Consider the following 14,328-nt stretch of genomic DNA (forward strand, 5'->3'; position numbering starts at 1 on the left):
TATTGATTTTTCATCTAATTTTTAGCGGCAACGCTAATGGCTATATCAATTATCTTATATACTCTGCTGGCGGCGACGTCGGTTAGATAAAGGACATCTATGTTTGCCCATATCACTGCTCAACGTCAACCACAACGTACCAATACAATGAGTCGTAAAGCTGATAGCTCGCACCAAATATCCTATCAAGGTATGCACACTTGTTTGAGTATGGCAGTCGCTATTGCCTTGAGTTTTACGGCAGTACAAGCACAAGCTGCTGACACGGCTCAAACTTATAATGAGATACCAGCAGCAGAGGCTGCATTTGAGTACGAAAGCTTGGACGCGTCGCAAAAGAGTGGCGGTCTTAAAGCTGACTCAAATGTAGACATGCCAATGGAAAAACTGAATGACAAAGCGTTTGTTGCACAGCAAGCCAAGCTGTTTTTGGAGTGTACGCAAGTACAGAGCAGTAGTGCTCGTTTGGCCTGTTTTGATAAGGTAGCTGAACAAGGTAAAACACCAAGCTATACCTCAACCAAACAACCAATTGATTTGGCAAAGACATTTCAAAGTACGGTCTCAGGTAATCCAAAAGTGATATTGGCTGAGTCTCAAACGTCAATGAGTGGTACGACAGTTGAAGATGCCGATACCATCTTAATGAGCAATCAGCAAACAGCAGCTAGCAAATTGAAGGCAAATGGCAACATAGAAATAGATAATGAAGCACAGATTTTAGAAAATGTAGGTGTCACTCAAACAGACATCGAAAAATTCTCGCCACTCAGTCTATCTTATGACCTAGACAAAAACAGTGAGCGTGGTACATGGACAGTAAGACCGTATCGCCCGACTTATTTGCTGCCATTGTTCTATACTTTTGATCCTAATTTGAGTCCAGGTACACCATCACAAGAGACTGAATCTTTAACCACTAACGAGATGCGTGAAACTGAGCTAAAATTCCAGCTATCTCTAAAGACAAAAGTTGCAGAAGATTTATTCGATACCAGTGCTGATTTGTGGTTCGGTTATACCCAAGAGTCGCATTGGCAGGTTTATAATGAAGATAATTCACGACCGTTTCGTGCCACAGACTATCAGCCTGAAATATTTTTGACACAGCCTGTGACGGCCGACCTACCGTTTGGCGGACGTTTACGTATGCTCGGTGCAGGTGCTGTCCATCACTCTAATGGACAAGATGATCCGTTGTCACGTTCATGGAACCGCGCTTATCTGATGGCAGGCGCAGAGTGGGGCAAGCTCTCAGTCATACCGCGTCTGTGGGCTCGAGTAAATAGTGACAGTAATAGCGATGATGATAACCCAGATATCGAAGATTACATGGGCTATGGTGATATCAAATTCTTATATGACTTGCCAGGTCAGCAGAGCCTCAGTGGGACATTGCGTTATAACCCAAGCACTAATAAAGGTGCGGCACAGCTTGACTATATTTACCCGTTGTCAGAAAACGTTAACGGGATGGTGCAGTTGTTCCAAGGTTATGGCGAATCTATCATCGATTATAACCATGAAAACACCTCTATTGGCTTCGGTATCGTACTCAACGACTGGAAAGGGCTTTGATATCAGTAGCATCTACCCTGACTTATGACAGCCGATGCCTCGTCTAGCACCTTATCAATCCGGACTGTGGTTGGCAGAGTACCTATATGTACGCTGCCAACTATGCCGCACCTATCGTAGTATTCCACAATCTGAGCTACGACAGTACGATTCACCCTCTCATATCCAGCACTCAACCAATGCGCCTGCTACGTTTGAGCCCTCACTAAATAACACCATATTTGCCAATATTCGTCATCGGATAAGTCATCGCTTAAACAAAGGCTTACTCTGTGCTGACTGCCACAACAGTATTATATGGTTACCAAAATCTTTTGAGGTTGATATTGCCGCTGGCACCTCGTTGACGATCCAAGCGGCAACCTACTACGACTACCCAATGCGTCAGGCAATTCGGTCTTTCAAGCATCATGAAGACATGACCAAGTTGCCACTACTATTACACGCTATACGTCAACTGCCACGTCCACATGGCTGCTACTACAATAATAGTGTCATTGTCGCAATGCCAACCACGGATCAGCGACTGATTAAGCGTGGATTTGACCCTGTCAGTATATTATCGGCACAACTATCGAAGCATTGGCATATCCCCTTATGGCACGGCGTTAGACGTATCGATGATACGATTAGCCAGCAAGGACTGACTCGCGCTGAACGCTTGAGCAATTTAGACAATGCTTTTGCCCTGACCGAAAAGCCTCCCGTAAAGCGCTTACTGTTATTCGACGATGTTTCCACCACGGGAGCCAGCCTACAGGCGCTAGCACGTGTACTCATTTCAACTGAAATGACAGAGATAATGAATCCTAAGCATCAAAATGGCTATCGTGTCTCTGCCTATGCGTTAGCACATGGTAGCCAATGATAAAAGCTATCTATAGAGTGCAATATATTGCTAATACATCACCTTAACGCTATATTAATAAAATAATATATATTAATTTGTTATTAATACAGCTGAGCTTGCATGCTCCTATAGGCGAGACGTCTCGCTAAGACAGTAATTTTTAACGATATTGCTAATATTCTTATCATCAGCAATTTATGGACAATATCATCATTAAATATGATGGAACAAAAATTGCAGGTTATTTAGTAAGTCAGCATAAAAATAAGTAATACTTATAAAGTAAAACATGTTTGTTATTGGCTCTAAATCAATCACGATATCAGATACATAATGGCAGTTATAAATAGGAATATGATGTGAGCGCATCTCTAAACAGTCGACCACTTAAGCTTCATACAACAAGCTCAGGCTTTACCTTAATTGAGCTGATGGTAACGATTGCTGTGCTTGCTATTATTGTGAGTATTGCTGCACCAAGTATTAGTACGCAGCTTGCCAATCAGCGCGTGAAGTCGACAACGGCTACTTTAGTTAATGCACTGAAAGAGGCCAAAGCTGAAAGTATTATCCGTCGTCAAAATGTGACTTTGAGTTACAATAATGGTAGTGACCCTAGAGTAATTACGCTTACGGCTTCAGATTCAAAAGCAAGTGTGATAGCCACTTATAATTATGCTGCCCAAAGTACTATACAACCTTCATCAAGTACTACTACAGTTATTTTTGAGCCCAGCAAACGTGTCACTACAGGGCGTACTTTCACTATTTGTGATAGTAATAACGTGGCCAGTCCTCGTCAAATTGTGGTCAGTGCTATTGCCAACGTGACCAGTCAGATAGGAGGTACGTGCTAATGCGTCAGCTTAGTCATCAATATGGAGTCGGGCTGATCGAAGTGATGGTAGCCGTACTATTATTGTCCATTGCTGTCTTAGGCTTTAGTGCACTACAAGTACGTGCAGTTAGTGCAACCGATGAGAGTCTTGTGCGTACCAAGTCATTGACATTAGTACGTAATCTGGCAGAAGTGATGCGTGCCTATCCTGATGCCTATGTCACTGGTAGTGGTACAGCTTTTACAACTAGCACATCAAACGTAACTGGCGCGATTCCTTTGGTTCAGGCCGTTGCGAGTATTCCATCGTTGGCGAGTAGTGCGAGTGGAGTTTATAGTGCGACTATCGATGGAACACCTATTACCATAAACGGCACTAACAACTGTCTTTCTACGGGTACAAAAACTGTCGATAGCAAAAAAGTACCAACGCAATCTTGTAGTATCAATCAACTCGCTGCTCGCGACATATTATTAGTCAAACAGATAGCTCGGGAAGAAGACATCAAAATCGCTGTCATCAGATGCCCTGCAGATGCTGGCCAAGCGACTATTCAGCAGCAAATGTGTGTGGTTGCTGCATGGAATGATACTGAGCCACTGTTAACTGATGCAAGTACGGGCATTAATGCCAATGCCTGTGCCAATAGTAAAGGTATTTACAAAAATGGTAGCCAATGCTTGATTTCGGAGGCTTACTAATGACTACTGCTAATTTGAAAGCTCAGCGAGTAACAAATACTATCGGGCAAAATGATATGAATCACTATGCTAAGGCGATGGCAGGGTTTACTTTAATTGAGCTGATGATATCGCTGGTGTTAGGTTTACTGATATCAGCAGCTGTTATACAGGTTTATGTTATTAATACTCGTACCATTACCATTCAGCAAAGCGCTTCAGAGGTACAAGACAGCAGTATATTTTCCTTACAAGGGCTAGAGAAGCGTATACGTCTGGCCAATTTAGGCAATCCTATTACGAGTATCAGCAGTACGAGCAATCATGGCGGGATCGTATTGACGCCAACAAATTTGGGTACGGCCAATGCTACAGTTACTACATTACTTACCAATAGCGCAGGTTCCGCAGGATTTACTGGCGTATCAAACATAGCCAATATAATGAGTGATCAGCTGACGATACAGTACAAAAACATCACGAACAGTCCTTTGTATGATTGCCAAGGGGCTGAGATCGCTGCTAATAGTGCTAATTGGGTGGTGGAACGTTATTTTGTTCGTTTAGCCACAGGTGCTACTGCTAGTACGGGAGTGCAAGAGCTATCATTAGTCTGCGCCGCAGGTCGAGTAAGTGAGGAAGGTGCTGTTTTAACTAATTTTAATGGAAATGGTGAAGTTATTGTACCAGCAGTTGATCAATTCAAAGTATTTTTAGGCGTTCAAATAGGTATCAATCAACTGACCTATTTAGCACCTAGTACTTACCTCGAACTGGCAGATAAACCGCCAATCACAACGATAAAAGTAGGCACTATTATCCGTAGCACGACGCCACTGATAACGAGCGCTGATCAAGAAATATTCACTGTTCTAGGCGTGACCCAAAATCTAAAAACAGATACTGTACGCAGAAAATTTTATCGTCGTAGCTATGAGTCTACTGTGCTACTGCGTAATGCTCGGCTGATGGCCATTACCGCAACATCACCAAAATTTGCAACCACAACACCATAGCTGGAGGGTAATATGTTCAATCATCAAAAGTATCCATACCCAAAAATGCAGTCATCAGATGCTCAGCAAGGTGCAGTATTAATAGTGGTGTTGTTGTTTTTAGTATTGATTATATTGGGTGGCGTGATTGCGGTCAAAAACAGCACCACTGATCTACGTCTTGCAACCAGTGATCAGGTCAATACCTTACTCATACAGTCAGCGGATAACGCCAATCAAAATATAGAACAAACCATCAATGGCGATAGTAGTAGTGATATCTATATTGCTATGACCTCTAGTGGCGGCCCTTTTGGTCATTTTATGTCTAAGACTGGTGGCATTAATAATGAGTATATTTTTTGTTTTCGTCCACGCGGTCAGTTTTTTAATATCAATCGAGCAACCATAACGGTAGCAGGTGGTGGCAATGTATTGGGTAATAACAACGGCTACTGTAATCCTGCCGAGCCAGATGATTATGTCAGTCAGCGTAATGCTAGCATGACACAAGTCAATGTTTCTTTGACACCCCCTAGTCCTAAATATGAAGCCTTTCGGAATTATACAATTGGTCAAGATGGTAGCAGTAGCTCTAGCCAAGCCTATCTTTTTGATATCAATAGCAGCGCAATATTACCCGCTTATGCAGGGGCAGAAGATGCGGCTAGAGACTGCTTAAAAATGACCAGCAAGTACGAAAGCGTCACTGATAAAGAAAAGACCATTGCAGGCTGTATGGCAAAAGCTGGTGTACCAAGTACCGTTCTGTATGAGATAGCCAATGTTGAAAACCAATCTCAACGTACCAAGTGTGTTGAGCTCGGTAAAGGAAGTGGTAAGTTGACTACCGAGCTTGCGCTACTGTGTAGCCTAATACCGTCAACATAAATACAGCTCTCTAATTGTAGTGATAGCATAAGGATAAGATCATGAAACACCCACAAGATAGACAGTCTGGTAATCGAATTTTACGTATTACGACTTTGTCAGCAGCGGTATTAGTTGGTCTTACAGCTATCAGTACCTTGGCATATAGTGCTACCAATGGAAAGAAAATCGGTGATCTAGAGATATACGAAGCAGCTGAAGGTGGTAAAACGACCATCATGATGATGTTAGACACTTCGGGCAGTATGAGTATAAGTCTAACTAGTAGTAATACCGACTACGCTTGTGATTTACCAAGTGGCACGTCTTTTACGAAAGGTGTAGAACCTATCGTCATTCCGTATCCAAGATACTACTGTGAGACTGCAGGCGAAAAAAAATATTTTTATCGTAATAAGACAAGCAGTGGCAATAATAGATGGTATCGTTGTGGTAGCGAAGGTAGTACCAGCGCTACTAGCAGTATCTGTGACGATGAAATTAGTGAACCTAGTGCTACAACGCTTTTACAGTATACTAAAGAGTCTAGTACTGGCAACAATGATTATTACTACAAGTCTAGTACTGGCGCTATCAAAGCATATGATCGTCTAACTCGTCTTAAAGATGCTATCTTCACTTTAATGGACAGCACACAATTAGACTCTAGTAAAATAGCTATTGGAATTGGCCAGTTTTCTTCACAAAGTAATAGTAGTAACACATACAACGGTGGTGACGGCAGTAGTGGCAAAATAGTCGTCCCTGCTGCGTTATTAACTACAGCACAACGCACTACTATCAAAACAGCAGTAGCGGCTCTAAAAGGTGAAAACGGTACACCAACTGCAAATGCTTATGCTGAAGCTGGTGCTTATATGTTGGGCAAAAACACCTCTGCTTTGATTTCTTCCTTTAAAGAAGAATACATTAAAATAGATAGTAACAATAGATACTATAAATGCTCAACCTGGGGTAGTAGTGGTTTAGATTGCACGCAATATCTTATTAATGTATATATTACTAGTACTGCCGGTTTTACAACTGCATCGTGCCAAAATGCCAGTTCGTTAACTTGTTTATTAACATTAACACCGACTACAAAAACTGCAGAAGAACTAGGATATAGTGGTTTCGCTAAGTCTGTTACTACTTCTAAAGCGACTAGTAGCATTAATTACAAAAGTCCGCTAACGTCGACAGCGGCTTGTGATGGCCAAGGTATATATTTCCTCACAGATGGCCAGCCGAATAGCTCTCCTGCACCTTTACCTTTGATGGGATCTGCCTTAGGCAATAATTCCTTTAGCGTGCCTTCATCTAATTTCTTACCAAATGGTAGTAGTGGAGCAACTAGTGGTATGCCTGCAGTAGGTGCATTCGCTAAAGCTTTACGTGATCCGACCAAAAATCCATTGGGTGTCAATATTTTGACAGCTGTGGTTGGTTTTGGATCGGTATTCGATGTTGATAAAGTAGCAGATGCGGCGAAACCTGAAGGAGATAGAGTGATTCGCAGCTTTTCTTATACCGATCGTCTGGGTAATCAGACAACCCGTGAGTATTATAACTGTGAGAAGATCGCAGATACAGATGCAAAAAATGCTTGTAATTGGGGAGCAAAGTCACATCCTGATTTAACAGCAAAAGTTGGCGGTTATGGTGAAGGTGGATTTTATTCAGCGCAATCTACAGATGATATTGTCAAGAGTATTACTACTTTTGTAGATGACTTAGATCAAACATTACCATCTGCACCTTCAGGTACTATTACTGTGCCAGAAGATCCTTATCAAGCCTCAAATCAGCTGGCATATGCTTATCTACCAATGCTCGCTCCTAACGTAAGCTCAAACGACAGTATATGGAAAGGCAATCTAAAGAAATACAACCTAGACCAAGGTACGTTGTTTGGCAAGAGTGATAGCCGTCTATACAATAACGTTGCAGGTGATCTGAGTACAACGACGCAAGACATCTGGCAGACAGCAGATTATTTGAATACGAAAGGTGGTACTGCCAATAACGACATCAATGCAGGCGGTGTATACGCGCAGCTACGTACACCGAAATCAGATCGTGGTAGCGTGCGAAAAATATATGTTGAAGACTACGACTACGACACAGCCGGAAATAAAAAACCAGTATTACGAGAACTGAGTGTCAGCAGCGCTGGTAAACCAATAGGGTTTAATCTATTGGTCGATACGGCGACTTATACGCAACAAAATCAGCGCCGTTTGCTTAACTTTTTAGGGTTCGACAAAGCCATTAAAACAAATGGGCAAGAGATAGATCTAGTGGTCAGTAGCGGAGTGGCTTTGTCTGATGTTGTGACAAGCGATCTTACTTTGGTTCAGCCTAACAAAGACACTAAAGTACTAGGCGGTGTCGTACACTCAACGCCAACTGCTGTTTCTTATGGGGCGGCATTAGATATCAATGGCCGTATCACTGATCCTCGTGATGATTATGTGTTATTTGGCTCTATGGATGGTGCTCTACACCTAGTAGATGGCAAAGATGGTAAAGAGACCGTTGCTGTCATACCAAGATCTATGTTAATCAATCAACCAGATGCCTTAGTCAGTAACTCGACCAGAACTGAGATTGGCCAGCCTTATTTTGGTGTCGATGCGCCATGGCTTGTGACCACAGACTATAAATATGATTTAGATAATAAAAAAGTAACAGTTGATAGTGCCACTGGCAAAGGTGTGTTTGCTTATGGTGGTCTACGTATGGGTGGCGAGGCCTTATATGGTATAAATATCACCAAAAGCTCTGTTCCAAAAATTGAATTTACGATTACCCCAGATGGGCTTAACTATACGGCATCTAACAACTTCAAGCGTTTGGGGCAGACTTGGAGCAAACCAACAGCGGCTAAAATTCGTTTGAAGTCGAGTGATGCTGAGCCGACAGATGTACTTGTTTTCGGTGGTGGTTATGATATGGGTTACGAGAGTGAAGTATATACTCCTACTACGCTGACTCCTGCGAAAGGTAATGCTATCTATATGATTAACGCCAAAACTGGCGAGCTAATATGGTCAACGAGTGGTGCAACTGGTGTTGGACTGAGTGCAGCTCTCAATGTCATAAAACCTGAGATGATTCATAGTATCGTGGGTGAAATTACCGTGCTTGATAGAGACAACGACGGACTGACCGATCATATTTATGCAGCTGATTTGGGTGGACAGGTTTTCCGCGTTGATTTTCAAAATGCGCGTACTACACAGTACGGATTTACAGAAGTGACGAACTTTAGCACTAAGCCTGCTATACGTATATTGAATACCAAACCGAGCATAGTAAGTGGTAGTGTAGGTGATAATTTTGCTTACCGTTTTTATGAGCGTCCAATCATCAGCTTTTATCGTAGAGAGAGTGGGCCTGACAACGGTAAGCTCTTTGGGCTTGTTAATGTGGTTTCAGGTAATCGAAGTGCTCCTCTATCCAAATTACGAGATAATAATACTTATGCCAATCGTGTCTACGGCATCATAGACACTGACCTGACACGCAGTGATCTTTATACAACATCGACATTTAATACCAAAGACATCACAGAGACTGATTTAACTAACCTGTCAACAGCTCTTGGAAACACGCCAACTGAGGCTGTCAAAAATACTGCTAAAGCGGGTATGATTGCGGGTACGAAAAAAGGTTGGTATTACCCATTGACCCGTTTCGATGGACAAACCAATGTAAAATACAACAAGAGCTTGGGCGATAGCGCGGTTATCAATAGCTTACTGTTTACGACTGTCTATAATCCTGATAAGCAATACGGCAGTGTGAATAGTTGTACGGCTAAAATCAGAGGTGGCTCTGAACGTCAGCTGTATTGCTTGCCTTATGGTGTGTGTATGGACACCACTTCTATAACAGGGACAGGGGGCTTTATACCTGCAGGTCAGGGCATTCAAGAGCTCACACTGGGAGCATTTAATAAAGACAATACCAATCTAAAAGTGTTAGTCGGCACAACCACCCTAGCAGAGCGCATCAAAGCGGATAATAGAGTTAACTATCTTGGAGGCGGCGATGGTAGCGCCTCAGAGTATATATTTAACGAGCGTTATACTATTCAGCCTAGAGTCTGGTATGAGCGTGTTCAGTGAGAAACATAACTGATAAAGCGATATCGAAGATGACAGATTCAATAGTGGCAAACACGCGTGCATATAAAGATAATGTTCGAGGCTTTACGCTTATTGAGCTCATGATTATTATTTCTATTGTCGCTATATTGGCAGCTGTTGCTATTCCAAGCTATCGCCGCTATGTAGTCGCTAATGCTGAACGAGAAGCCCAAGCCAAGATGCTTCAGCTTCAAATTCAGCTAGAGCGTTGGCGGGCACGATCTCTAAGCTATCAAGGTTTTACCCCTGAAGTGATCAATAGTAGCGATAACAGCGTGTCCTATAATTATAGTGAGACAAACAATCGAACTATCTATGTCCCTGATGGTAGTAATGCCACTACCCATCGCTATGCCATTACTCTGGTAGATGGTGTTGACACAGGTAGCTCGCTTGTAGCGACAGGTATCGTTACTGGTCGTACATGGAAAATGCTAGCGACGCCCAATACGAAAGGTATCACTAGTACTGCTCACTACATGGTGTTAACAAGTACGGGTTTGAGTTGTCAAAACAGCCTATCTATTGATATTAAAAAAACAGACTGCGGCACAGGTCAAACGCCGTGGTAGTGTGAGTGATAAATAAGGCTAAATGTATATGAAGATACGACAGCAAAAAGGCTTTACCCTAATAGAGCTGATGATTGTATTGGCCATTATTGGTGTGCTTGCTGCTATTGCATATCCAAGCTATCAGCAGTATATTATCAAGTCTAAACGTGCTGATATGATGAGCGAAATGCACAATATCGCCTCTGAGGTTCAAAACCGTAAGCTGGCACAAGGGCGCTATGCAGGTATGGTCGTGACAGATCTAACCGTCAACTATCCTAGACAAGGTACGGCGCTATATACTGTCGCGATAACGCCCAACCCATTGACCAGTCAATGGACTATCACTGCGTCACCTATACCAGGTACGCAAATGGCTAATGATGGCAACTTAAGTCTCAGTTACCAAGGCGTTAAATGTCGTATCGTTAATATTAATACTAAAAACTGTGGAACGGATGATAGGTGGAACGATTAAGAGAGTTATTACTCATAAAAAAGTTGCGTTGTAATCTATATGATATTATTTGCTAACTACCAAGTCTGTCTCAACTCATTTTAGGACGGGACAAAGCAATAAAAAAGAGCCATCCTATATTAATTTAGGATGGCTCTTTTTTATTGCTCTCAAAATAAGAAATAGCCAGTCGCCTGACAAAAAATGTCATGTTAGTTACCTTATCCGCTTAATCCTCAATCAAACTGACGATTTTTAGTAGGTCTTCAGTAACAATAATAAGTAGACAAAAAATGTCAGCAGCTTAACTATGTCAATTTATGGCTGTTACATTCATTTTAATCTTAGGACGAATGCTGTTCAACACCTTATTTATCGTACCTTCACATACTATAAAATAAGTACATATAGGCTATAGACAGCTATTATCCGTAAACAGGCTCAATTATCAGTAGCAATATATTTGTAGTAAAAAATGAAGATAGACTGAAAAGTTGGCACGCTACCTGCAACAATAATAACAAGACAGTTAGATGAGCAAGTTCAGTAACTACTCAAACTAACAAACCCTATATTTATAATAGATGGCAGATAGTGATACCAAATAGCGTATCAACCGATTTGTTATCACCTTACTCTAAAGGACATGCTTATGAACGCTCAAAAAGGTTTTACCCTAATCGAACTAATGATCGTTATCGCTATTATCGGTATCTTGGCTGCGATTGCTATACCTGCTTATACTGATTATACGACTCGCGCTCGTGTATCAGAAGCATTGACTACTGCATCTGCTATGAAAACTACTATATCTGAAAATATTATTAGTGCTGGTGGTACTGCTATTAATACGGCTGGAGCCTGTTCAGGAGTAGCTCTTGTTAGTGCTTCAAATGCCACCAAAAACGTAGCTTCATCGACTTGTACAGATGGCGTTATCTTAGTTACGACAACAGCAGCAGCCAAATCAGTACCACTTACTTTAAAGCCTACTTATACGGGTAATAATGTAACTTGGGCATGTACTACAACTGCTGAGAGTTTTAAATTTGTACCAGCTGAATGTCGCACTGCTACTTAATAGTACTTACTGATGCTGACAAATATATTTTATCTACTTTTAGGGCTAAGCTATCTTAGCCCTATTTTTATGCAGCCATGGGTAAGCGGATTTCAAGATTTATGTGCTATCTCGGCTCTAATTATATTATTAGTTTTTCGAATATATAAAAATAAGGTCGAAGTTGATAAAAGAATCATATATGTCTTTGGATGTATAACGTTTATTCCTCTAGTTCAGTATTTATTTGGAATATTATTTTTCACTCAAGAGCTAGTCTTATCACTTATCTATATCAGTGTTTTTTTTCTAGGTATAATTAGTGGTGCGAATTTCAATAAGTTGTTTAAAGATATTGAAAGGTTATCGTTTTTCTTCGTATTCATAAGTTTATCATGCGTAGTACTACAGCTAATACAGTGGAGCGGTCTGTACCATTCGGTATTGATATTAGATAGTACCTCGCGCCGACCCTTCGCTAATTTAGGTCAGCCTAATAACTTAGCAACTCTGCTATTTATAGGGTTTTTCTCTAATATTATCTTATTTAAAAATTATAAGATAAAAGTACAATTCTATTACATAGTAAGTATTGCTCTAATGATAGGGATAGTACTCACTCAGTCTAGAACGAGTTGGGTAGTATTTTTTGCAATACTACTTCTAACTCTTTTCAAGAAGCAGTGGAACATTTTTAGTACTTTGTTAAGAAGTGCTGTACTATTTTTCTGCTTGGTTTTGACTTTACCCTATATAACTTTGTTCTTCCATGATCAAGGTCTGACTGTGACTCAAAGAATCAGTTCTGACTCTACAAGACTCCATATATGGAAACAAATGCTCATCGCCATTATGGATAGACCATGGTTTGGGTACGGTTGGAATCAAACTCCGGTAGCGCAAACATCAGCATCTCTAAAATTTCCCTTAATTAGATGGTTTGAATATTCTCATAATTTATTTTTAGATATTATCGTATGGACTGGTATACCTATAGGTGTATCAATTATTATTATTATAAGTATTTGGTTGTTCAAAACGTTTATAAGAATCAATACATCAAATCAATTGATGTATTTTCTTATAATTACTGCTTTTTTTATACATTGCATGCTTGAATATCCGTTTGCATACGCCTATTTCTTATTACCGATCGGCTTTTATATCGGTGTTTTACATCGAGAAATATATGATGCTAAAGCGATAAAGGTAAATGCTTTAATTATTTTTTTGATTAGCCTTTTGACTATTTCAGTGTCAATTGTCACAAGAGATTATTTCGTATTTAACAAGAAAAAGGCTATTTATGCTTCTGAGAACTTATTCTCTCAAAAAGTAAAGCCCGTATCTTCTAAAATACTGCTATTAGATGCTTTAGATATCAATAATGATATTATGTTTTTAGATGAGTGTTATGTTTTAAATAATAGTAAACCAAAAAACATAGAGAGAGCTTTTTATAGTTATCCTACAAATAGTAATTTAATTATGTACTATAAATCAGAGCTTTATAGCCAAGGCAATATAAATAAACCTATGAAGTATGCAGGTTTAAGGTTTAGAAACATAAGTTCAATTTCTGAATTAAAAAATAATTGTTTATAGGATTTTAGCTGTTGAATATTAAGGAATATATTTGGAACGTTTCCATACATTATATTTTTGAATTATTTAGGCTGAGTTTAAAATCTAGTATAATTTTGTGTAATATTATAATATTAAAGAGGCTGTCTTAGATAAGTAAAATAATATAAAAAAACGCTAGGCTAAAAGCTAACGGTATGGTCTAAATTATTAGCGAAGCTTAGTTTTAATGACCTATAAAACATAAAAAAGGCTGTAGCAAAGCGACAGCCTTTTTTATGTAATGATAATCAGTATAGAGCCACTAACTATCTCTCTAAGTACTGAATCTTACCTTCCACACCATCCCACTTAGCGGCTTCTGGCATTTGGCCTTTCATCTCAGTGATGTTTGGCCATTTTTGCGCCAGCTCTTCATTTAGCTGAGTGAACATTTCTTGATCTTTTGGTACTTCATCTTCTGAGAAGATAGCATTGGCCGGACATTCAGGCTCGCATAGTGCACAATCGATGCACTCATCAGGATCGATGACGAGAAAGTTTGGGCCTTCATAAAAGCAGTCCACAGGACAGACTTCCACACAGTCGGTGTATTTGCAAAGAATGCAGTTATCTGTAACGACAAAGGTCATAGTGAGGTCTACCTGTTATTGGATGGGGCTAAATAGAAGCGCTAGAAAATAACTCGTATTTTAGCGCCTTTACGA

12 protein-coding genes are annotated in these 14,328 nt (G+C 40.4%); 11 read left to right on the forward strand and 1 reads right to left on the reverse strand.

Annotated features, from left to right (window positions below):
* Nucleotides 1–99 precede the first annotated feature (99 nt).
* The 11 genes from IP510_RS04495 (at nucleotide 100) to IP510_RS04545 (ending at nucleotide 13,642) form a co-directional block, all read left to right on the forward strand.
* Entirely contained in the window at nucleotides 100–1,578 is a 1,479-nt protein-coding gene (locus tag IP510_RS04495) for a phospholipase A (protein WP_194363575.1), read from the forward strand.
* Between the two features lie 34 nt (nucleotides 1,579–1,612).
* Nucleotides 1,613–2,446, forward strand: a complete 834-nt coding sequence (locus IP510_RS04500) for a ComF family protein (RefSeq protein WP_194363576.1) — start codon at nucleotides 1,613–1,615, stop codon at nucleotides 2,444–2,446.
* A 341-nt stretch (nucleotides 2,447–2,787) separates the two neighbouring features.
* The gene (locus tag IP510_RS04505; RefSeq protein ID WP_194363577.1) at nucleotides 2,788–3,285 is read left to right on the forward strand and encodes a GspH/FimT family pseudopilin; all 498 of its coding nucleotides are present in this window, start codon (nucleotides 2,788–2,790) and stop codon (nucleotides 3,283–3,285) included.
* Nucleotides 3,285–3,968 (forward strand): type IV pilus modification protein PilV, encoded by a 684-nt coding sequence (gene pilV / locus IP510_RS04510; protein ID WP_194363578.1) that lies wholly within the window; start codon nucleotides 3,285–3,287, stop codon nucleotides 3,966–3,968. Before IP510_RS04505 ends, pilV begins: the two co-directional genes overlap by 1 nt.
* Complete coding sequence (locus IP510_RS04515) at nucleotides 3,968–4,963, forward strand: PilW family protein (protein WP_227669469.1); 996 nt, start codon at nucleotides 3,968–3,970, stop codon at nucleotides 4,961–4,963. Before pilV ends, IP510_RS04515 begins: the two co-directional genes overlap by 1 nt.
* Before the next feature lie 12 nt (nucleotides 4,964–4,975).
* Nucleotides 4,976–5,833 (forward strand): PilX N-terminal domain-containing pilus assembly protein, encoded by an 858-nt coding sequence (locus IP510_RS04520; RefSeq protein WP_194363579.1) that lies wholly within the window; start codon nucleotides 4,976–4,978, stop codon nucleotides 5,831–5,833.
* Between the two features lie 41 nt (nucleotides 5,834–5,874).
* On the forward strand, nucleotides 5,875–9,945 hold the full coding sequence (locus IP510_RS04525; protein WP_194363580.1) for a PilC/PilY family type IV pilus protein: 4,071 nt from the start codon (nucleotides 5,875–5,877) through the stop codon (nucleotides 9,943–9,945).
* A gap of 29 nt (nucleotides 9,946–9,974) precedes the next feature.
* On the forward strand, nucleotides 9,975–10,538 hold the full coding sequence (locus IP510_RS04530) for a type IV pilin protein (RefSeq protein ID WP_194363581.1): 564 nt from the start codon (nucleotides 9,975–9,977) through the stop codon (nucleotides 10,536–10,538).
* 22 nt (nucleotides 10,539–10,560) lie between these two features.
* A complete protein-coding gene (locus tag IP510_RS04535) occupies nucleotides 10,561–10,998 on the forward strand; it encodes a type IV pilin protein (RefSeq protein WP_413786450.1) in 438 nt (145 codons plus the stop codon).
* A gap of 631 nt (nucleotides 10,999–11,629) precedes the next feature.
* Nucleotides 11,630–12,058 (forward strand): pilin, encoded by a 429-nt coding sequence (locus IP510_RS04540; protein ID WP_194363582.1) that lies wholly within the window; start codon nucleotides 11,630–11,632, stop codon nucleotides 12,056–12,058.
* A 69-nt stretch (nucleotides 12,059–12,127) separates the two neighbouring features.
* Nucleotides 12,128–13,642, forward strand: a complete 1,515-nt coding sequence (locus tag IP510_RS04545) for a PglL family O-oligosaccharyltransferase (RefSeq protein WP_227669503.1) — start codon at nucleotides 12,128–12,130, stop codon at nucleotides 13,640–13,642.
* Nucleotides 13,643–13,929: 287 nt separating this feature from the next.
* Here the strand turns inward: IP510_RS04545 and fdxA are convergent, their stop codons facing one another.
* Nucleotides 13,930–14,253: a ferredoxin FdxA gene (gene fdxA, locus IP510_RS04550; protein WP_194363584.1), complete on the reverse strand. Its 324-nt coding sequence runs from the start codon at nucleotides 14,251–14,253 to the stop codon at nucleotides 13,930–13,932.
* Between the last annotated feature and the right edge of the window lie 75 nt (nucleotides 14,254–14,328).

Origin of the sequence: Psychrobacter sp. NG254 (genome assembly GCF_015277735.1) — a bacterium.
Classification (GTDB): domain Bacteria; phylum Pseudomonadota; class Gammaproteobacteria; order Pseudomonadales; family Moraxellaceae; genus Psychrobacter.

Bases quoted from the DNA above. Each gene is read 5' to 3' on its own strand.
- IP510_RS04495 (WP_194363575.1), top strand. From the start codon at position 100: ATGTTTGCCCATATCACTGCTCAACGTCAACCACAACGTACCAATACA.
- IP510_RS04500 (WP_194363576.1), top strand. From the start codon at position 1,613: ATGCCTCGTCTAGCACCTTATCAATCCGGACTGTGGTTGGCAGAGTAC.
- pilV (WP_194363578.1), top strand. From the start codon at position 3,285: ATGCGTCAGCTTAGTCATCAATATGGAGTCGGGCTGATCGAAGTGATG.
- IP510_RS04515 (WP_227669469.1), top strand. From the start codon at position 3,968: ATGACTACTGCTAATTTGAAAGCTCAGCGAGTAACAAATACTATCGGG.
- IP510_RS04520 (WP_194363579.1), top strand. From the start codon at position 4,976: ATGTTCAATCATCAAAAGTATCCATACCCAAAAATGCAGTCATCAGAT.
- IP510_RS04525 (WP_194363580.1), top strand. From the start codon at position 5,875: ATGAAACACCCACAAGATAGACAGTCTGGTAATCGAATTTTACGTATT.
- IP510_RS04530 (WP_194363581.1), top strand. From the start codon at position 9,975: ATGACAGATTCAATAGTGGCAAACACGCGTGCATATAAAGATAATGTT.
- IP510_RS04535 (WP_413786450.1), top strand. From the start codon at position 10,561: ATGTATATGAAGATACGACAGCAAAAAGGCTTTACCCTAATAGAGCTG.
- IP510_RS04540 (WP_194363582.1), top strand. From the start codon at position 11,630: ATGAACGCTCAAAAAGGTTTTACCCTAATCGAACTAATGATCGTTATC.
- IP510_RS04545 (WP_227669503.1), top strand. From the start codon at position 12,128: ATGCAGCCATGGGTAAGCGGATTTCAAGATTTATGTGCTATCTCGGCT.
- fdxA (WP_194363584.1), bottom strand. From the start codon at position 14,253: ATGACCTTTGTCGTTACAGATAACTGCATTCTTTGCAAATACACCGAC.